16 protein-coding genes and 1 tRNA gene are annotated in these 19436 nt (G+C 38.4%); 8 read left to right on the forward strand and 9 right to left on the reverse strand.

Annotated elements, in window-relative coordinates; all coding sequences use genetic code 11:
* Positions 1–274 precede the first annotated feature (274 nt).
* Positions 275–946, forward strand: a complete 672-nt coding sequence (locus Q4534_RS03935; RefSeq protein WP_303611868.1) for an FAD-binding oxidoreductase — start codon at positions 275–277, stop codon at positions 944–946.
* A 50-nt stretch (positions 947–996) separates the two neighbouring features.
* On the opposite strand, the gene Q4534_RS03940 is transcribed toward Q4534_RS03935, so the two are convergent.
* Positions 997–1389 carry a DUF302 domain-containing protein gene (locus Q4534_RS03940; protein WP_303611869.1) on the reverse strand — a complete coding sequence of 131 codons (393 nt, stop codon included), beginning with the start codon at positions 1387–1389 and terminating at the stop codon, positions 997–999.
* Between the two features lie 169 nt (positions 1390–1558).
* The gene (locus Q4534_RS03945) at positions 1559–2203 is read right to left on the reverse strand and encodes a hemolysin III family protein (protein WP_303611870.1); all 645 of its coding nucleotides are present in this window, start codon (positions 2201–2203) and stop codon (positions 1559–1561) included.
* Positions 2204–2538: 335 nt separating this feature from the next.
* Between Q4534_RS03945 and rimO the strand changes: the two genes are divergently transcribed.
* Complete coding sequence (gene rimO, locus Q4534_RS03950) at positions 2539–3849, forward strand: 30S ribosomal protein S12 methylthiotransferase RimO (protein ID WP_303611871.1); 1311 nt, start codon at positions 2539–2541, stop codon at positions 3847–3849.
* 60 nt (positions 3850–3909) lie between these two features.
* Positions 3910–5070: a hypothetical protein gene (locus Q4534_RS03955; RefSeq protein ID WP_303611872.1), complete on the forward strand. Its 1161-nt coding sequence runs from the start codon at positions 3910–3912 to the stop codon at positions 5068–5070.
* Between the two features lie 245 nt (positions 5071–5315).
* Here Q4534_RS03955 and Q4534_RS03960 read toward each other — a convergent pair whose 3' ends face one another.
* The 4 genes from Q4534_RS03960 to Q4534_RS03975 form a co-directional block, all read right to left on the reverse strand.
* Positions 5316–8891, reverse strand: coding sequence for a T9SS type A sorting domain-containing protein (locus Q4534_RS03960; RefSeq protein WP_303611873.1), 3576 nt, complete (start codon positions 8889–8891; stop codon positions 5316–5318).
* Between the two features lie 233 nt (positions 8892–9124).
* Positions 9125–9198 (reverse strand) — tRNA-Ala (locus tag Q4534_RS03965).
* Between the two features lie 42 nt (positions 9199–9240).
* Complete coding sequence (gene recR, locus Q4534_RS03970) at positions 9241–9861, reverse strand: recombination mediator RecR (RefSeq protein ID WP_303611874.1); 621 nt, start codon at positions 9859–9861, stop codon at positions 9241–9243.
* Positions 9862–9873: 12 nt separating this feature from the next.
* Positions 9874–10161: an ATP-dependent Clp protease adaptor ClpS gene (locus Q4534_RS03975; protein ID WP_014018446.1), complete on the reverse strand. Its 288-nt coding sequence runs from the start codon at positions 10159–10161 to the stop codon at positions 9874–9876.
* A 53-nt stretch (positions 10162–10214) separates the two neighbouring features.
* On the opposite strand from Q4534_RS03975, the gene Q4534_RS03980 reads away from it, so the two are divergent.
* On the forward strand, positions 10215–11666 hold the full coding sequence (locus Q4534_RS03980) for a sodium:solute symporter (protein WP_303611875.1): 1452 nt from the start codon (positions 10215–10217) through the stop codon (positions 11664–11666).
* Between the two features lie 126 nt (positions 11667–11792).
* On the opposite strand, the gene Q4534_RS03985 is transcribed toward Q4534_RS03980, so the two are convergent.
* The 3 genes from Q4534_RS03985 to Q4534_RS03995 all read right to left on the reverse strand — a co-directional run bounded on the left by Q4534_RS03985 (position 11793) and on the right by Q4534_RS03995 (position 14004).
* A complete protein-coding gene (locus Q4534_RS03985) occupies positions 11793–12503 on the reverse strand; it encodes a sugar transferase (RefSeq protein ID WP_303611876.1) in 711 nt (236 codons plus the stop codon).
* Between the two features lie 294 nt (positions 12504–12797).
* On the reverse strand, positions 12798–13133 hold the full coding sequence (locus Q4534_RS03990; protein ID WP_303611877.1) for an MGMT family protein: 336 nt from the start codon (positions 13131–13133) through the stop codon (positions 12798–12800).
* Positions 13120–14004: a mechanosensitive ion channel family protein gene (locus Q4534_RS03995; RefSeq protein WP_303611878.1), complete on the reverse strand. Its 885-nt coding sequence runs from the start codon at positions 14002–14004 to the stop codon at positions 13120–13122. The genes Q4534_RS03990 and Q4534_RS03995 overlap by 14 nt, the downstream gene beginning before the upstream one ends.
* An 85-nt stretch (positions 14005–14089) precedes the next feature.
* Between Q4534_RS03995 and Q4534_RS04000 the strand changes: the two genes are divergently transcribed.
* From Q4534_RS04000 to Q4534_RS04015, 4 genes are all read left to right on the forward strand, one after another.
* On the forward strand, positions 14090–14770 hold the full coding sequence (locus Q4534_RS04000) for an SDR family NAD(P)-dependent oxidoreductase (protein WP_303611879.1): 681 nt from the start codon (positions 14090–14092) through the stop codon (positions 14768–14770).
* A gap of 19 nt (positions 14771–14789) precedes the next feature.
* On the forward strand, positions 14790–15470 hold the full coding sequence (locus Q4534_RS04005; RefSeq protein WP_303611880.1) for a head GIN domain-containing protein: 681 nt from the start codon (positions 14790–14792) through the stop codon (positions 15468–15470).
* Positions 15471–16037: 567 nt separating this feature from the next.
* The gene (gene thrA / locus Q4534_RS04010) at positions 16038–18485 is read left to right on the forward strand and encodes a bifunctional aspartate kinase/homoserine dehydrogenase I (protein ID WP_303611881.1); all 2448 of its coding nucleotides are present in this window, start codon (positions 16038–16040) and stop codon (positions 18483–18485) included.
* A gap of 1 nt (position 18486) precedes the next feature.
* Positions 18487–19431, forward strand: coding sequence for a homoserine kinase (locus Q4534_RS04015; RefSeq protein WP_303611882.1), 945 nt, complete (start codon positions 18487–18489; stop codon positions 19429–19431).
* The last annotated feature ends 5 nt before the right edge of the window (positions 19432–19436 follow it).

A 19436-nucleotide genomic window follows, 5' to 3' on the forward strand; every position in this document is an offset into this window, starting at 1 on the left:
ATAGAACTTTTTGGAAAATAATTTAAGCAAAAAATTCTAAGATGAATTGCAGATAGGGGCTTGCCAAAAACTGGTTTTAAAGTTCATTTAATCCTATTATAATGTTTGACTAAATCTGATTGAACCTATATTTTCTCGGTGCAAGCTGAGCACAGCTTTCCTAATTTTCAAAGTAATATGTTGAAAAAAGAATGTCAATAAGCTGCTAATTTAAAATATGGTTTAAAGTTTGTGGTATATTCTATAGTTATAAAATTATAAAACCCAAAATCGCATGGAAACCTATCAATTAAGTATTCTGGATAAAAATGCAGTAACACATGATACCTATGCATTCAAAATTGAAAAGCCGAAAGGCTATACTTTTGTACCCGGACAAGCCACAGAATTGAGTATATTGAAAGAAGGCTGGGAGGATGTTAAGCGCCCTTTTTCATTTACTAGCCTACCCGGTGATGATTTTTTGGAGTTTACCATTAAAACTTACGATAACCATGAAGGAGTAACCAAAAGGTTAGGAAATGCACAAGTAGGGGATAAAGTTGAAATAGGAGATGCCTGGGGAGCCATTGCTTATAAAGGTAAAGGTGTGTTCCTAGCAGGAGGTGCTGGGATAACTCCTTTTATTTCGATAATACGGGATTTGCGTCAAAAAAATGAAATTGGTAACAATCAGCTGATATTTGCAAATAAAACCAACGATGACATCATTCTATTTGAAGAATTGAAGACCATTATGGGACATAAGTTCCAGAATATCATTGAGAATCAAAAAGACACGGCCTATGATCGAGGAAGAATTGATAAAGAATATCTGATGGAGAATATCAACGATTTCAAGCACCAGCATTTTTACGTTTGTGGGCCTGAGGGATTTATTAAAGCAGTAAATGGAGCATTGAAAGACCTGGGAGCAAATCCCGAGGCTTTGGTTTTTGAAAAGTAAATGACTCTAAGCAAAAAGGAGATTCCTTTTATTAGGAATCTCCTTTATTTTTATCTTACTGCTTCAACTGCTATTGCGAGCTTTTCTTTTACTTCTATTGCAAGGGGTTTGATTTCATCTTTTCCTACCGGAACCATGGCGGCCTCAGGATCGATAGCAGAGACCTCTATTTTGCCATTTTCCAGTTCCCTTATTGTGACATTACATGGCAACATGGCAGACATATTTGGGTCAATGGTTAACACCTTGTCTGCAAAACCAGGATTACAAGCGCCCAATATTACTGTCGGTAAATAATCCTTGTCCAGTTTCTTTTTCATGGTGGCCTGAATATCTATTTCGGTAAGCACACCAAATCCTTGCTCTTTTAAAGCGGCAGTTACCTTTTCTTTTACTCCGGCAAAGGATTGTGCATCGAGTGTTTTATTTATATAATATTTCATAGCTGTTTCATTTATTGGTTCAACTATAAAACTACACATAGATCGAGCCAAAGACAGTGACCTTTGTTACAATATGAGGTTTTCGCTGTTATATTGACAAGATTAAAGGTTTAAAATCTTTCTGAAGATTTAAATAATCATTGGTCGATAAAAACTTATTTTTCTTCTATCATGTAATCAGAAACATAATCGCTATAAAATGTAAAACCGTCCCGACAAGAACAAAAACATGCCAGATGGCGTGGGCGTAAAGCATTTTTTTATTGGCATAAAAAATAGTACCTAAAGTATAGGCCAAACCCCCGGCAGCAATCAGGTAAATGATTTCTGTACTTAGGTTGGCCACCAGTGGCTTTATTAGGAGCAAGGCCATCCATCCCATACATAGGTACAATATGAGGGATAGTTTTTCAAACCTCCCGATAAAGAATATTTTAAAAACCAATCCAAATACGGTAATGGTCCATACAATTCCAAAGTATACCCAGCCTAAAGTACCTCCCAATCCGAGCAACAAAAAGGGAGTATAGGTGCCGGAAATCAAGAAGTAAATACTTATATGATCAATGCTACGTAGTAGGGGTTTTAATTCCGTAGATTGTATGGCATGATAAAGGGTAGATGAGGTATAAAGCAATAACATGGTGGCACCAAAAATACAGCAACTGACAACATCCAGTGCCGTGCCATTCAAAACAGAAAAAACGACCAAAAGAGATATGGCCACAATACTAAAAAGGATACCAATCAGATGAGTGAGTGTATTGGCAAATTCTTCTTTTAGTGTCTGTTTTCTTTCTACCTTTCCGGCCATTGTAGTCAATTAATAGTACATTCAGTAAATATCGGGTTTTTGCTCAATATTTCCGGATGGTTTGAAGGTTAATCAGCATTTTATAAAGTAGACATGGAATAAAAAGAAAAAGGCCTCGATATGGATCGTGGCCTTTTAAAAAATTACAAGGAGTAATAAAAAAATTGTCGCTGTATTACTGATTCAAAAGTAGGCTTTTCCTGAATTATAAAAGCCTTTTGAAGATTAAGGATTCTTTACTTAATAACGCAGTCTTTAATAATTAAATAACATTTAGCTAAAGGTGAGATGTATAGAATGGTTGTCAGGGTAATTTTGTACTTTTGCAGGAAGATATGAAAGCAAGAACCTTAAAAAAAGATAAAGTCAATATCATCACCATGGGTTGTTCCAAAAACCTCGTGGATTCCGAAGTGCTTTTAAGCCAACTGAAAGGAAATGGTATTGACGCCAGGCATGAATCAAATGCTGAGGACAATAATATAGTGATTATCAATACTTGTGGCTTTATTGACAATGCCAAGCAGGAATCTATCAATACTATTTTAGAGTACGCTACCGCCAAGGATCAAGGTTTGGTGGACAAAGTTTATGTGACAGGCTGCCTTTCTCAGCGGTATAAGGATGATTTAGAGGATGAAATTCCTCAGGTGGATGCCTTCTTTGGAACCAGGGAATTACCTGCATTATTGAAGAAATTTAAGGCTGATTATAAGCATGAGTTGGTAGGAGAGCGGTTGCTAAGCCACGCCTCGCATTATGCCTACATGAAAATTTCTGAAGGTTGTGACAGACCATGTTCTTTTTGTGCCATTCCGCTTATGAGAGGTGGGCACGTATCTAGGCCAATAGAGGAATTGGTAAAAGAGGCCAAACACAAAGTGGCTGGAGGAACAAAGGAAATACTTTTGATCGCCCAAGATTCTACCTATTATGGTTTGGACCTATACAAAAAAAGAAGACTTGCGGCTCTATTGCGAGCCCTTTCGGATGTAGAAGGGTTAGAGTGGATAAGGTTGCATTATGCTTACCCTACAGGTTTTCCCATGGATGTGTTGGAAGTGATGGCTGAAAGGGACAATATTTGCAATTACCTGGACATCCCTTTGCAACATGGGTCAACTGATGTGTTGAAAACGATGAGAAGAGGTACTACTCGTGAAAAGCAGGAGGCTTTGATCAATGAAATCCGGAATAAAATCCCGGACATTGCAATTAGGACCACCCTTATCACAGGGCATCCCGGAGAAGGGGAAAAGGAGTTTGAAGAGATGGTAGATTTTGTGGAACGCATGCGGTTTGAGCGCTTAGGCGTTTTCACCTATTCCCATGAGGAAGACACACATGCCTACGGCTTGGAGGACAGCGTGCCTCAGGAAGTCAAACAAGAAAGAGCCAATCGCCTGATGGAGATACAAGAACAAATTTCTTTTGAACTCAATCAGGAGAAAATAGGGAAGGAATACAAGGTATTAATTGATAAAAAAGAAAATGGTCGTTTTGTAGGGCGTACAGCTTACGACTCTGTGGAGGTAGACAATGAAGTACTGATAGATGCCAGTAAGTTTTATTGTAGATTGGGTGATTTTGTTAATGTTAAAATTACTGAAGCCACTGAATTTGACCTTTACGGAGAAGTCATTTAAGCTATCCTATGGTCTACTTATCAAACCAATATTAAAAGATTAAAAATAGTAGTTTAATTCATGTATTTACAGGAAGTCACCACCCCGGCACATCAAAAAGAATTTTTTCAAGTGGCCGTCAGGCTATATAAAAATGAAAAAAATTGGATCCGACCCCTGGATAAAGATATAGAAGATCTTTTTCACCCGGAAACCAACAAACTGTATAAAAGTGGCGGCAAAGCCATTCGCTGGTTATTGTTAGATGATCAAGGCAACACCATCGGTAGGAATGCCGCCTTTATCAACCCCAAATGGAAGGAGAAAATCCCAACCGGAGGGATGGGTTTTTTTGAGTGTATCAACGACCAAAAGGCGGCTTTTATGCTATTTGATGTAGCAAAGGACTGGTTGGAGGCAGAGGGTATGGAGGCCATGGACGGCCCGGTTAATTTTGGAGAAAGAGACAAATGGTGGGGGCTGTTGGTTGATGGTTTTTCTCCGGCAAACTATAATATGCACTGGAATTTTGCGTATTATAAAGACCTTTTTGAAGCTTACGGTTTTCAAATTTATTTCAAACAATTTACCTATAGTAGAAATGTTAGAGGTGTAGTAGTAGACCCTAAAATCAGGGAAAGGTCATTGAAAATACTACAAAACAAGGATTTTGAATTTAGATGTCTAAAAGGGAAAGAGCTTTGGGAGAAATTTCCTGAATACTTTATGACGGTTTACAACAAGGCCTGGGCTGGGCATTTGGGTAAGACTATTTCTGTAAGAGAAGCCAAATTAATGCTTTCTAAAATGAAACCCATTATTGATCCAAACCTTATCTTTTTTGGTTTCTATAAAGGAGATCCCATATGTTTTTTTATAAGTATTCCAGAGATCAATCAACTTTTTAAATACGTGAATGGTAAAATGGACCTTATAGGGAAACTCAAATTTCTTTGGCATAAGACATTTAATCCGCCGAATAAAATGTTAGGTCTAGTATTTGGCGTAGTTCCGGAATTCCAAGGTAAGGGAGTGGAAAGTGCCATGGCGACGGATTACAGAGACAATGTGGCCGAAAAGAAGCTACCTTATAAAACCATAGAAATGAATTGGGTGGGAGATTTTAATCCCAAGATGATGCGTGTTTGTGAACAATTGAACGCATCGATCTTTAAGACCCATCATACTTACCGCTATATATTTGATAGAAGCGTTCCTTTCGAAAAGCATAAAGTGATGTAAAAATTATCTATTCCCATACCTGAGGGTAAAGGATACACTTATTTTATTAAAAAGGGCTGGAATTTTTAAAACTCACCAGCCCTTTTTTTATAATACTATTTAAATGAATTCAGTTAGATTTTATGATTCAGCTTTATCATTAGGTTCATTTAGGCCTAATATCTTCGACAACCTGTCCAATAATGAGGGGCAGTTATACCGTATTACACGCGAACTCTTAGAGGGGTTGACGCGATTTTTTCGACTTATTGCTTTATGAATTTCTGCTGTCCTTCAAAATTTGCATTTTCCAATCGAATTAAATAGGTCCCATTTTTTAAATGGCTTAAATCGAGTTCCTTGGTGGAGTGTAGCGCCTGAATTAAATAGGATTCTATTAATAATCCATCTAATCTTATAATAGAAATTTTTGTATTCGAAGAAAATTCTTCTGCCAACCTTAGTACACTCTTCCCTTGAGTAGGATTTGGAGATAGGGTAAACTTGTGGGGGATGTCTATGGATACACTATTGGTCACTACTTTTTCTTCTCCTAATATAGCTTGAGCATTATAGCTACCGGCATCAAGTTCGCTTAAATCACCCTTCCAGAGTAGCGGGGACTCTTGCACCCATTGAATAGCTGAATTTGATATAGTTCCCGACCCATTGGTCAATTGAATTTCCTCTGCACTAAGCAGAGGTGTTGAGGTGTTTAGCTTCAGTTCAATGGCATGATTTTCCTCTTTTATTACCCTTAGTTGTCCTTCCATTGGTACAGTAGTAAGCTGAATGGAATCACCTAAGTGAATTAGGAGAGGTTTAGAGGACAGAGGTAGTGTCAGTTGACCATTTGCATACGAAAGATCGACGGCTTCTCCATTCGGAGATATTCCAGATAAATACCATGCATTTTGCGCCGGGTATGCGGCAGGAATTTGAATATTGACCGTCAAGCTATCATCTCCTGAAACCGGCCGCCAAGCAACGATATGTGACAAGGCTCCATCTTCATTACGTAGTTGGTAAATATATGCCTTCTCGTCTTCTTTGATTACCTCTTCAAAAAAGAGATTTCCCATTCTATTTTGCATGGCTTCAACGGCTGTGAATGCACGTTTTTCTTTAAAATCGTAGTGCAATGATTCTGTTAAACCCGATCGCTGATAGTTTATAGGGTCTATTCCGGCAAGAGTATCAACATTGGCAAAAAAGTACCAATGAGCTTTGTCTACCCCCATTCGGCTTAGCCAAAACAAGCCTCTCAAGGCATATACAGCCTGTGAGATAGGACTAATGGCCTCGGAATTTATCGCAGCTTCATTTTCGCTGGAAGCATCCCACCCCCATTCTGTAACATGTACTTCTTTGCCCGGCATATTGGCATCTCTAAAGCGCAGGCCGGAAAATAAAGCCCTCATTTCAGAGGCAGGATGTTCCGGGTGAACGGCAATTCTAGCCCCTTCATCGTTTCTGTAATAGCTGTAAAGGTGTAAATTAATCCCATCAAGGTAGGGTGCGGCTGCCTCATGTAATTTGGTGCCCATATAGTTTTTATGCCCTGTACTGGTTACCGGGTGAGAGGCTTGTAAAGCTGCCGGTAAAACTTTTAACAAGGGATCTGCAGTTTTTAGTCCCTGAGCTGTCCCTTCCAGTATCTTTCTATAGGTAGAGTCGCTGTAGCTCCATGGCTCATTGCCTACTTCCACAGTGCGGATTAAATTTTCATGGCTTGGGCCAAAGACACTGCCAAAGGCATGACCAAGTCCATAACCTGAGGAAAAAGGCTGATCCCAAACAGATTCGAGAAACCTGTCAAAAGTAAAAGTCGCATCTACTTCGAATCCTTTATCAATCCAGTCTTTATACTCTCTGGTCCACTGGGTCCAAGGGCGCAATACATCCGGATTTTCACCTCCATAGGAAGGTGTGATGTCAGGGTCTGCAGTATCCCAATGAATGTTGTGGTAATTTCTTGCTTGGTTTGCTGCTCGAATAAATTTTTGAGCTCCTTCATCAGGTCCCTGTAAATTAGGGACTTTCTTGGTGCCCCAAGCCCATACCGTATTGACCCCAAAAAGCTTTCCAAAACTAGAGTTTTGAGGTTTAGGAGCAGGAGGTGGTCCGTAGTTTCCAAATTGATCGTATACGGTTAGCTCTTGAACAGTGGCTTTTTTATAGTTTATGTCTACCAGTTGCTGTTCCAATCTAATATATCTTGTTCGGCTATCTTCCGGAAGTTCTATATTATGGATGTCTAAGGAGTTGGGGTCCAATTCTGCGAGTAAAGTCAAGCTGTCTAAGTCCGGTCCAACCCATAATTTGGAAGAAATGGCGGTATTGTTTCCGTTCCATTGCTTGGCAGCTATCCATGAAACAGGTTTGATTTCACCTAGATCCAATGTGATGTATTCAGACAATGGTGCTGAATAGGCAGCAATTTCTTGGATGCTAAATGCTGCACTTGAAGTCAAGCTTACTTTTATCACTTCCTCCATTTCAATTGGAAAACGGATATGGCCGGCCTCGCTGGTGCTGTAGGTTGTCTGAAGGGTGTCACCCAGTTGATTGATCACTTGAATGTAAACAGGTTCTGTATGATTGTTGACCAATCGCAAACCTAACCTATGTATGGTAACAGGAGCTAAATCCAAAGTAAAGCCGGCTTCACCATCAATTGGTGTTAAGGAAGGGGTGCTATTTCCAAGGCTTCCATCTGTTGCATTTTCCATAGCTACTCCATTGGATGCAACACCTACTTCGTTCAAGAAAATGTTTTGTCTCTCATTGCTTACATAAGCATCAGGTAAGGGGTTGGCAGATAGCCATGCGGTTGCATTGTTGTCGTCTTTTGCCGCTTCCGGAGCATTCTGGGAAGTGTTGGCAGAGGAGCTGGCAGTTACAGTTGCATTTTTTGACAGGGCCTCATATAAACCTGCGTCAGGATCCCAGGTGGTTTCAGGTGTAGGGGCAGGGTTAATTATAATTTCAGTGACGAGACTGTCACCATAGGCTTCAAATTCAAAAACTGTAACTTTCTTATAATTTTCAGGGACTACCTCGTGTTCAATTCTAAGATACCGGGCTTCAATTGCTTCGGCAAAGGAGGTGTTGATAAAGGCGACTTCGTTTGGCTGCAATTGTGCAACTTGCACTAAACTATCTAAGTGGTTTCCCGCAAGGAGTTGAGTAGAAAGTGCGTTGTTATTTCCCGCCCAATGTTTTGTTTTTACCTCACTGATCAGATAGCTGTCTCCTAAATCTAAAGTGATGTATTCTTTTGGGTTGCTTTCCAAAATGGCGATGTCACTAATGGAAAATGCGGAAATGCTATTTAATTTTATTTTCACAATATTTTGAAGGCTAACTTCAAACCTAATGTGATTGTATTTCTGTTCCGGTAGGTATTCTTCTACTGCAATTACTCCAGTGCTATCTAAAAATGAAATGCTCACCTTTTCTTGCAAGTCATTAAGTTTCAATCCTAATAAATAAATGCTTTCCGGAGTAGCGAAATCTATAAAGGCTTCTGCCGGGTTGGTATTGTTTGGTTGGAAAGAATTGATTGCTTCAGGGTCTATATTACTGAGTTGAATTCGGTCAGTTTGTAGGAGCAAGTTCTGGTAATTATTGGTGTAATAGTTCGTTGGAAAAGGATTGGTTGACAACCAAGATGTATTAAGCATTCCATCTATTGCCTTATCCATACCAGTTGGAGAGGCATTAGAACTCGAACTGATAGATCCTTCTAGCTTTTGTTTTTCTTCTTGTGCATATAGCGTAAAAGTTAAAAAAAGGAGGATGAAAAAAAGGATAGAATTTTTTGTGAAGTGAAAAGACATAAGCTAATAGTTAAATTCCAATAGTATTGGGGGATTGATAATTACTGCCAATGGGCAAGCCGGGCGATAAGATTGATGCGTAATATAAAAGTGTTAGGATACTTAAAGAATAAAAATTTGTTAATAAGTCAATTTGTAATGTTCTGACAATATATGATTTATAACAATATAAAGGATAAAAAAAATTCCAAAATTTAAAAAAAAGGTTTCCAACTTAAGTTGGAAACCAATTGTGGAGGATAACGGATTCGAACCGATGACCTCTACACTGCCAGTGTAGCGCTCTAGCCAACTGAGCTAATCCCCCGAAATGGAGTGCAAATATAGATAGGTATTTTAAACCATCAAATTATTCTGCGGAATATTTTATTCGAGTCAAAATACTTCTTCCTAGGGTGATTTCATCCGTATACTCTAATTCGCTTCCAACAGGTATCCCTCTGGCGATGGAAGAAACTTTTATATTTTTATCTTTTAATTTTCTAGTGATAAAAAATGAAGTAGTATCCCCTTCCATGGTAGCCGGTAGGGCCAATATGATCTCATTGACAGGAATTCCACTTGTAGGAGAATCGATGCGTTTAATCAGAGATTCAATTTTCAGTTCATCAGGCCCAATTCCTTGAATTGGAGAAATCACACCTCCAAGGACATGGTAAAGGCCTGTATATTGATTGGTGTTTTCTATAGCCAATACATCAGGAAGATCTTCCACTACGCAGATTACACTTTTATCTCTTTTATTGCCCTCACAAATGCTACAAATGGCATCGTCTGAAATATTGTGACATATTTCACAGTACTGTATTTTTTTACGAAGATTTAATAATGCATCTGTAAGCGCTGTAGTGACAGGCTCTTTTTGTTTGAGCAAATGTAAGGTTAGTCGAAGGGCAGTTTTTTTACCAATGCCGGGAAGTCGACTTATCTCGGTTACAGCATCTTCAATTAATTTGGAAGGAAAGTTCAATTAGCGTTTGATTTAAACAATTGTCGCCTGAATGCCTGCTTCAAGAATAGATTCACACATTGGCTTAAGCTTACTTACACTTCCTTTCTTGACTGAGCATTTGCCTTTATAATGTATAATCATGGTGCATTGCTCAGCCTGTTCTTGTGTATGCTTACAAACTTTAATTAAAACCTTGGAGACATGATCAAAAGTGTTGACATCATCATTGAAAACTACCAAGTCATGTTCTTCCTTGTCTACAAGTTCTTCTACGAGTAATTCTTCTTCGGATTCAAATAAATGTTCTAAAGGTTTCATTTTGCAAAGTTAATAATTAATCCCAATTTTATTGCCCTTTAGCGGAAAGCATTATGGACTCAAACCTGGTATTGATTGTTATAACATTTTATTTTTTATTGTTGTTCATTATTTCTTGGCTTACTTCAAGGGATTTAACGTCCGACACTTTTTTTACCGGTGATAGAAAATCTCCTTGGTTTTTGGTGGCTTTTGGGATGATAGGGGCATCCCTATCAGGAGTCACTTTTATTTCAGTTCCGGGAGAGGTAGGGAATAGCAATTTCTATTATTTTCAATTGGTACTAGGGTATACTGTAGGTTATGCAGTGATAGCTAAGGTGCTACTTCCACTTTATTACAAGCTTAATTTAGTCTCCATATACGCATACTTGGAAGGGAGGTTTGGGTTTTGGTCCTATAAGACGGGTGCCTTCTTTTTTATTCTTTCTCGCACCCTAGGGTCATCCATTAGGGTGTTTTTGGTGGCAGGGGTATTACAAATAATCCTTTTTGATCAATGGGGCATCCCTTTTTGGGTTTCGGTATTAATTACAGTTACCTTAATTTGGTTGTATACTTTCAGAGGGGGGATAAAAACAGTTGTATGGACAGATACCCTGCAAACGTTCTTTATGTTACTTGCAGTTTTTGTTAGTATTGTGTTGGTTTCAAAAGAACTTGGCCTGTCAGGCATTGGTGAGATGATGGTGAAAGTATCCGAGCAACCCTATTCGAAAATCTTTAACTGGGATTGGAAAAGTGGGACTAATTTTTTTAAGCAGTTTTTTTCTGGGATGTTTATTGTCATAGTTATGACGGGATTGGATCAGGATATGATGCAGAAAAACCTGACATGTAGATACTTGAAGGATGCCCAGAAAAACATGTTTTGGTTTACCAATATTTTGGTATTGGTAAACTTGATCTTTTTAGCCTTAGGAGTACTGTTGTACATGTATGCCGAAACCAATCAAATAGCTATCCCAGAACGAACAGATGATTTGTACCCATTATTGGCTACGACCCATTTTTCCACTTTTGCCGGAATTGTTTTTGTGTTGGGGATAACTGCTGCAGCTTACAGCAGTGCCGACTCTACCCTCACCGCACTGACTACCTCTTTTTGTTATGACTTTCTTCAAATCGATAAAAATCCCGACAAAAAGAAAGCCTTGTCCACCAGAAAAGCAGTGCATCTCGGGTTTACTTTATTAATGTTCTTTGTAATCCTTTTGTTTCGTTGGGTTAATGATCAAAGTGTAATCAATGCGGTTTTCCTAATTGCAGGTTATACTTACGGACCATTGCTAGGGCTTTATTCTTTTGGCCTCTTTACCAAATACAAGGTGAAAGATGCTTGGGTACCGTATTTAGCAGTAATAGCCCCTTTGATTTCATTCTTGCTCTCCTCTCAGTCAGAAAAATGGTTTTGGGGATATAAGTTCGGTTTTGAATTGTTAATATTGAATGGGTTGTTAATGTTTTTTGGCTTATGGTTGGTAAGGCTAAAATCAACGGACTAATTGAGTAAATATAGTTTACTTAAGAAACTTCCCGCAATAAATTTATAGACTAATCATAGGGATGAGCAAGGTGTAATACGTGTTACTGAATTAGTTTGATTTAAATACAAATTGGATTTTCAAAGATCAATAAACTTCATTCTTACTTAAAAGCAATGAAAAAACAGTCCAGATTATGATTTTTATATCCAATATTGGTGACCAGTTGTTTACATAAAAGATATCCAATTTACACCTGGAATAGATGTCATAAAAATCTTTCGTTTCTCCTCTAAATCCTTTTGCTTGTGCCAAGCCTGTAATTCCCGGCTTAACTGTATGGCGAAACATAAAATTATCAATTTCTGCTGAAAATTTATAGTTCATCGGTATGGCATGCGGGCGGGGGCCTACAATAGACATCTCCCCTCTAATTACGTTAAAGAATTGAGGGAGTTCATCTAAACTTGATTTTCTTAAAAATCTCCCGATCCAAGTAATCCTAGGGTCATCTTTTGTAGCTTGTTGGGTATCTGCCTGATCATTGACATACATTGTCCTGAATTTATAACAATAGAAGGGGACATTGTCTTTCCCATGTCTTAGCTGTTGAAAAAATACAGGTCCTGAAGAAGTCAGTTTTATTAGTAATCCAATTAAGGGAAATAGCCAAGAAAAGATCAATATTGTTAGCACTAAACTCAAGGTAACATCAAAGGTTCTTTTGAGCAATTGCTGGGATTCGTTAAATATTGCCTCCGGGATATTTTTTAAATATTGTCCCTTTGACTTCGTTGATTTTGGAATGTATTTTCTGCCCGAAGCAGGTGGTTTTCTTTCGGTAATTGTAGTGGACATAAAATATTTAAATTTCGCTATTTAAAAGCTGATGATCTAATTAACCATTATCGTGCCATAATAGTTGCTTAAATTTTTTTTGTCTTTTGATAATTGTATTTCAAATCTAAAATAAAGGGTTTTAATCACCTAGTAAAGTGTTGAGTTTGTTGCTTTTATTTAGGCGAATTAATGTATTATTAATTTTTAGGTAATAAAATGGCTGTTTTTTTGTTGAATATGTATTTTAAAAGAAGCTGTTTAGATAGGAGAGTTTAAGTATCGTGCAAGGTGCAAAATGTAACCATTAGACAATTATAACTCTAAGGCTATGGCCGGGTCCCATAAAAAGTTTTCAAAATCAACAATTTTATTGTTTTCAACTAGGACACCCTCTTTTTCCAGTAGTTCCTGCATGAGGTTTGGGCTGGCAAAATGGGTTTTCCCGGTAAGCATTCCATTTCTATTCACAACTCTATGAGCAGGAACATCTTTCATACCATGAGCAGCATTCATCGCCCAACCTACCATTCGTGCACTGCCCTTGCTGCCAAGATAAGATGCGATGGCACCATAGGTAGTAACTTTACCCGAAGGTATAAGTCTTACAACCTGGTAAACTTGTGCGAAAAAGTTGTCATTTGATTTCATCACCGGAAATCTTTATAATGGATTGATTGATAATGCGTCGAATTTTTCTTTCAGATTCTTTGGATCGGTTATTAAGTTGGATTTGTAGTTTCATTTTTACAATATCCTTAAGAATACTCATCGTTTTGAGGGAAAGGCTTTCACTAATTACTTCTTTGTTATAGGGTTCTATGATTAATCTTAGTTTTCCTTCCATTTCATCCACATTCAACGATGAATGGTTGGTGGTTTCGAAATCAAAGGTTAATTTTCTTATATTCTGCCTGCTGTAATTCACAACATTGGCTGTGAGCATAAGGCTATTGGGAATCATTACCAAGTCATGATCTTCATTTAGCAGCACAATATTCAACAAGGTAATGTCTTTGATCCGTCCTTGATGTTCTCCGACTCTAATGTAATCTCCGAGGGTGATTTGATCAGAAAACATAATAATCAGCCCATTTAGCATATTGATGATATAATCTCTTGATAGCAAAGCGATGGCAGCAGCTACTATGGTGATACTTGATAGGAATTCTTTGGGATCAATTTCAAAGAATATCATCGTGGCAATTAATAGGATAATTACATTTAGCAGGCGAGCAATTCTATTGATTCCCAAGACAAAATTATTATGAAGGGAGTCTGTTTTGGTTTTTCTTAGATAAAATCTAACCAAAAATATTCTACCAAGAGATACGAGAATATTACCGGCGAGCAGAAAAGTCAGTGCATCTGCTATATTGTAAAGCCGGGAGTATAACAAGTTTTTGTTTGGTTCTATTGTTTCTTGTAATACTAGGAAAGCAAAGTAAGCAAGAACCTTCAAAACAAATATTATCCGCTTTCTACGCTCATTGACCTCTATACTGCTTTTTTCAGTTTCCATTATTATTTTAAAAATAAAGCTTACTTTTATGTTTTGTCCACTATATAGACAAACATACCGCATAAAAACCAAACAAAATAATCACATGAATAGAAATATAATCATCACCGGAAGTGCCGGCAATTTGGGGAGTGCTGTAGTGAGTAAATTTAAAAGAGAAGGGTTTAAAGTTATCGCTGTTACCATTCCGGGAAGCGATCAGGAAGTAGAAGAGGCTGATGATGTCTACGAGGTAGATGTGACTGATGAACAGTCTGTTAAGGATTTTAGTAAGGAGTACCAAATGCAGTACGGGAGCCTTGAATGCATGGCATTATTGGTAGGAGGATTTGCTATGGGAGGGATTGAGCAAACGTCCAGCAAAGACATGGAAGATATGATCCAACTGAATTTTTTCAGTGCTTTCAATATGGTGAAACATTTTTTGCCGTTAATGAGAAAGGCCAACCATGGTACCTTCCTATTTGTGGGGGCTAAGCCTGCATTAAACCCCGGCGAAGGAAAGGATGTTTTGGCATATGCTTTGAGTAAAAATATGGTGATGAATTTAGCAGACCTTATTGCCAATGAAACTGCGGATTCTAAAATCAGATCTCATGTTTTTGTCCCAAGTATAATTGATACACCCCCAAATAGAGCATCAATGCCGGATTCGGATTTTTCAGATTGGGTAAAACCATATGAAATTGCTGAAGCCATGCATTATGCAGCCACCAATGCTGCTTTAAGGAACATGACCTTTAAGCTATTCGGTGGTGTAATTTGATCACCTAAAAAAATGAATTATGAAAACGACTATTTTATCCCTATTCATGGTACTGGCTTTTATCGGAGCCAAAGCACAAACCAACACAGAAACAAGAACGCTCAATGCTTTTGATCAATTGGACGTTAGCGATGGTATAGAGGTGGAGCTTCAAAAAGGGGAAAAGCAAGGAATTACCATCACTGCATCTGGAATAGGTCTTGATCAAATCGTTTCTGAAGTCGATAAGAGGCGATTGGAACTTGAAGTGGATGGTAGCAAACCCAAGTCAAGTGCTATCAAAGTAGTAATTACCTACCTTCAACTGAACGAAATAGAGGTGTCTTCAGGAGCCAAGGTTTTTGTGAAAGAACCTATCGAAAATAAAAACATAGACTTAACAGTTGCCAGCAATGGCTATCTAGAAATAGAGGTAAAGGCTGAAAATTTAATGCTGGAAGCAGAAACCAATGCCAAGATGTTTGTTAAAGGAACCGCTGTAAACCTTGACTATAATGCATTTACAAATGCTGAAATTGATGGAGAAGAGTTGGTTGTAGAACATGCTGAGATTAGAACAAATACCAATGCGAGTGGTGTTTTTGAGGTGACAGAATCCCTTAAAGGAACAGCGGCTACCAGAGGTAGGATTACGTATAAAGGGGATCCGAAAATCATTGATGTGAAAGAAAGCATTGGTGGGTCTATCGAGAAATTTTAAAATTGGGATTGGGTATTGAAAAATAGTCAGTCCAGTTTCCGGCTATTTTACAATACCATTTATGTCGGAGAAATGGTATTACCGGTTTAGAAAAATCTGTCTAGCCTTTGGTTTGGGAGACCCCGCCATTCCAAAATACAACTCCTTGGTAATTAGGCGCTATAAATAGCCTTAAATGGCTTTATTGTGGTTTTTTGGAAATAAAAGGCTTGTCTAAGGCTTGAATAATTCCACGATAAATGTTTTGAAGGAACTTGTTTGAGTGGTTATCAGTTTTTTAATCTTTATTTAATAAGGGATTTCTAATCTAAAAAACTTGTGATATATAAAATTTGTCATTAGAATTGTCCCTTCAAACGATCAATCATGGTTTTCGCAGTAATTAAAATTCAAGAAATTTCATTCGCCGAATCTTTTCGGTCAATCAACTGCAGTCTATTTTTTAGTGGCAATACCACCACAACTACAGGTATTACGGGGTAATCCCGTGCTTTCCTACATATTGCCCCCGACAAAGGAGGCCTTTCACAGGCTTTCGTTAACCGTTTTAACTGATAAAGAATAGCAATGAAAATATTAAAATTTGGAGGTTCATCCATCGCAAACTTGGAAAGAATTAAGAATGTTCTTTCTATCGTAAAGAATGCATCCGCAGATGATCAGATGGCAGTCGTGTTCTCTGCTTTTGGTGGTGTTACCGAAGATCTATTAAAATGTGCTCACCTTGCCAAAGAAAATGATATGGCATACCAAGCACTTTTACTCTCCCTTGAAAAGCGCCATCTTCAGCTAGTCAAAGAATTGATACCTGTTAGAAAGCAATCTGTTGTGCTGACCTTTGTTAAGGTTAGGTTCAATGAATTAGAAGATTTGTTTAATGGTATTTTCTTAATTAAAGAGTTTTCTCCCAGAACATCTGATTATGTTGTTAGTTTCGGTGAGCGGATTTCCACTTATATTATGGCAGAGGCCTTGCGAGAAAATGAAATAGACACCCATTTTTTAGATGCTCGAGAAGTAATTAGAACGAATGATCGCTTCGGAAATGCCAAAGTTAACTTTCCTACGACCAATCAATTGATTTATGACTATTACAGCAAAAATCCGGGTGTTCTTGTTGTAACAGGTTTTGTTGCTTCAACAGAAAAGGGAGAGACTACTACAATAGGTAGAAGCGGTTCCGATTATACAGCAGCTATTTTTGCAGCTGCGCTCAAAGCCGATAGCTTAGAGATATGGACTGATGTGACCGGTGTAATGACTGCTGACCCAAGGTTGGTTTATTCTGCCATCACCATCCCTCAATTGAGTTACAATGAGGCAATGGAGCTTTCCCATTTCGGTGCCAAAGTGGTTTTTCCGGCAACCATGCAACCGGCGATGAAGAGAAAGATTCCTATTTATATTAAAAATACTTTCCAACCGGAGGAGAAAGGTACCCTTATTTGTGACAAACCTGAAAACACCAAGTTGATTAAAGGGATCTCCTCCTTAAATCATATTAGCCTACTAAACGTCCAAGGCTCCGGCTTAGTAGATGTGATTGGCGTAAGTAGTAGGGTTTTTGGTGCGCTGGCAAAAGCGGATATCAATGTAGTTTTAATTAGCCAAGCATCCTCAGAACATAGTATCTGTATTGCAATAAAAAGTGAAAATTCGGACCTTGCCCGAGAGGTATTGGAAAATGAGTTTCATTACGAAATTCTTGCCGGTGAAATGGACAAGGTTCAAATTATGCCGAACATGTCTGTGATCGCTGTGGTAGGAGAAAACATGAAACACCACCCTGGAGCAAGTGGAAGACTATTCCAAGCCTTGGGAAGAAACAATATCAATGTTTCGGCAGTGGCTCAGGGAAGTTCAGAATTGAATATCTCGGCCGTAATAAAACAGTCTGACCTTCAAAAAGGGTTGAATGCATTGCATGAGGCCTTTTTCCTTTCAGACAATAAAGTATTGCATGTTTTTCTTATTGGAGTTGGGCTTATCGGTAAGACATTGATTTCAATGATCCAAAATCAATTGAATAAATTGCAAGAGGATTATATGCTGGATATCAAGATCCATGGGCTTGCTAATTCTCGCTATATGGCTTTTGATGAAGATGGTTTTGATCTAAGTTCCATACCTGTTCCTTCTAGTGAAGATCTACCTATGGATCTTACCGTATTTCTCAATACAATGAACAGTATGAACTTCTCCAATTCCGTATTGGTAGATTGTACTGCCAGCCAAGATGTGGCAGATACTTATGAAAGAGTACTAGCGTCTAAGGTGGCTATTGTAACACCAAATAAAAAAGCCAATTCAAGCTCTTTAGAGAATTACAAGTCCCTAAAGAAATTATCAGGCCAAAGAAATATCAAGTTTCTTTACGAAACAAATGTGGCAGCGGGATTACCTGTTATTAGCACCTTACAAGATCTCATATTAAGTGGAGACAAAGTGATTAAAATAGAAGGTGTACTAAGTGGATCAATGAATTATATTTTTAGTGAGTTGAGCAAAGGTACCCCATTTAGCGAAGTGGTGACACAGGCCAAGGAAAAAGGATTTACAGAACCGGACCCTAGGGATGACCTGAGCGGGATGGATGTTGCAAGAAAAATTCTAATATTAGGTAGAGAAGCGGAACAAGATTTACATTTCTCTGATGTGAGTATTCAGAGCATGGTTCCAGAGGATTGTCAAGACATAGAATCGGTAGAGGCATTCTTAGAAAAGCTAAAAGCGCATGATCCCCATTTCAAAAGTTTGGTAGACGAAGCCAAAGAAAAAGAAGAAACCCTTAGGTTTATGGCTGTGTTGGAGAATGGTAAGGCTGAAGTAGGATTGAAATCTGTAGACAAAAAGCATCCATTTTATTCCTTGGAGGGAAGTGACAATATGATTTTGTTTACAACAGAAAGGTACCACGAGTTTCCTATGATCATAAGAGGCCCCGGTGCAGGTGCAGATGTGACCGCAGCAGGCGTATTTGCAGATATTATTAGGTTAGGTAATTATTCAAGGTAATATGGACAAGCAAAAAGTTACTGCATTTGCACCAGCTACTGTAGCCAATGTTTCTTGCGGATTTGATATTTTAGGTTTCGCAATTGAAGACTTGGGAGACAAGGTAAGTGTATCCCTTTCTGATAAACCGGGAGTTAGGGTTGTTAAAATTGAAGGTGACAATGGAAAGTTGCCTTATGAGTCAGATAAAAACACCTGTAGCGTTGCTGTCAAAGCAATGGTTGACAACCTTGGTTTTGAAGGTGGTTTAGAAATAGAATTGTACAAAGGTTTGCCCCTAGGGAGTGGGATGGGCTCAAGTGCGGCAAGTGCTGTTGCTGCTTTAGTGGCCACCAATACTCTACTTGGAAATCCCTATGAAAAAAAGGACTTATTGCCGTTTGGTATTGAGTCTGAAAGGATTGCTTGTGGGGCAGGACATGCAGACAATATTTCGCCTTCTTTATTGGGCGGGTTTGTATTGATTCGTGAATACCAGCCTTTGGATGTAATTCCTTTACACGTACCCAGAGGGCTTTACTGCACCTTGATTCACCCGCATTTGGAATTGAATACCTCTGATTCTAGAAGTGTTTTAAGAAGAAATGTGACTTTGCAAGATGCGACAACTCAATCGGGTAATATCGCCGGCCTTGTGGCAGGCTTATTTCAGGAAGACATGGCCTTAATCAGCCGCTCCCTGAATGATGTGATCGCAGAACCTTCCAGGTCTATTTTAATTCCAGGTTATGATGAAGTAAAGGAGGGAATTGTTCCTGCAGGGGCATTGGGATGTGGTATTTCAGGTTCGGGACCTACAATATTTGTGTTGTCACCTACTGAGGAAATTGCCTGGGAAGTAAGCAGGCTTTCCCAACAAGTATTTGATAATTTACAGTTACCCATAGATCTATATGTTTCCGCTATCAATACCAGAGGAGCTTATATCGTAGAAGAAGAAATTTAATTCCT

This window comes from Cyclobacterium sp. 1_MG-2023 (genome assembly GCF_030546805.1).
Classification (GTDB): Bacteria; Bacteroidota; Bacteroidia; order Cytophagales; family Cyclobacteriaceae; genus Cyclobacterium.

Bases quoted from the DNA above. Each gene is read 5' to 3' on its own strand.
- Q4534_RS03935 (WP_303611868.1), top strand. From the start codon at position 275: ATGGAAACCTATCAATTAAGTATTCTGGATAAAAATGCAGTAACACAT.
- Q4534_RS03940 (WP_303611869.1), bottom strand. From the start codon at position 1,389: ATGAAATATTATATAAATAAAACACTCGATGCACAATCCTTTGCCGGA.
- Q4534_RS03945 (WP_303611870.1), bottom strand. From the start codon at position 2,203: ATGGCCGGAAAGGTAGAAAGAAAACAGACACTAAAAGAAGAATTTGCC.
- rimO (WP_303611871.1), top strand. From the start codon at position 2,539: ATGAAAGCAAGAACCTTAAAAAAAGATAAAGTCAATATCATCACCATG.
- Q4534_RS03955 (WP_303611872.1), top strand. From the start codon at position 3,910: ATGTATTTACAGGAAGTCACCACCCCGGCACATCAAAAAGAATTTTTT.
- Q4534_RS03960 (WP_303611873.1), bottom strand. From the start codon at position 8,891: ATGTCTTTTCACTTCACAAAAAATTCTATCCTTTTTTTCATCCTCCTT.
- Q4534_RS03975 (WP_014018446.1), bottom strand. From the start codon at position 10,161: ATGAAACCTTTAGAACATTTATTTGAATCCGAAGAAGAATTACTCGTA.
- Q4534_RS03980 (WP_303611875.1), top strand. From the start codon at position 10,215: ATGGACTCAAACCTGGTATTGATTGTTATAACATTTTATTTTTTATTG.
- Q4534_RS03985 (WP_303611876.1), bottom strand. From the start codon at position 12,503: ATGTCCACTACAATTACCGAAAGAAAACCACCTGCTTCGGGCAGAAAA.
- Q4534_RS03990 (WP_303611877.1), bottom strand. From the start codon at position 13,133: ATGAAATCAAATGACAACTTTTTCGCACAAGTTTACCAGGTTGTAAGA.
- Q4534_RS03995 (WP_303611878.1), bottom strand. From the start codon at position 14,004: ATGGAAACTGAAAAAAGCAGTATAGAGGTCAATGAGCGTAGAAAGCGG.
- Q4534_RS04000 (WP_303611879.1), top strand. From the start codon at position 14,090: ATGAATAGAAATATAATCATCACCGGAAGTGCCGGCAATTTGGGGAGT.
- Q4534_RS04005 (WP_303611880.1), top strand. From the start codon at position 14,790: ATGAAAACGACTATTTTATCCCTATTCATGGTACTGGCTTTTATCGGA.
- thrA (WP_303611881.1), top strand. From the start codon at position 16,038: ATGAAAATATTAAAATTTGGAGGTTCATCCATCGCAAACTTGGAAAGA.
- Q4534_RS04015 (WP_303611882.1), top strand. From the start codon at position 18,487: ATGGACAAGCAAAAAGTTACTGCATTTGCACCAGCTACTGTAGCCAAT.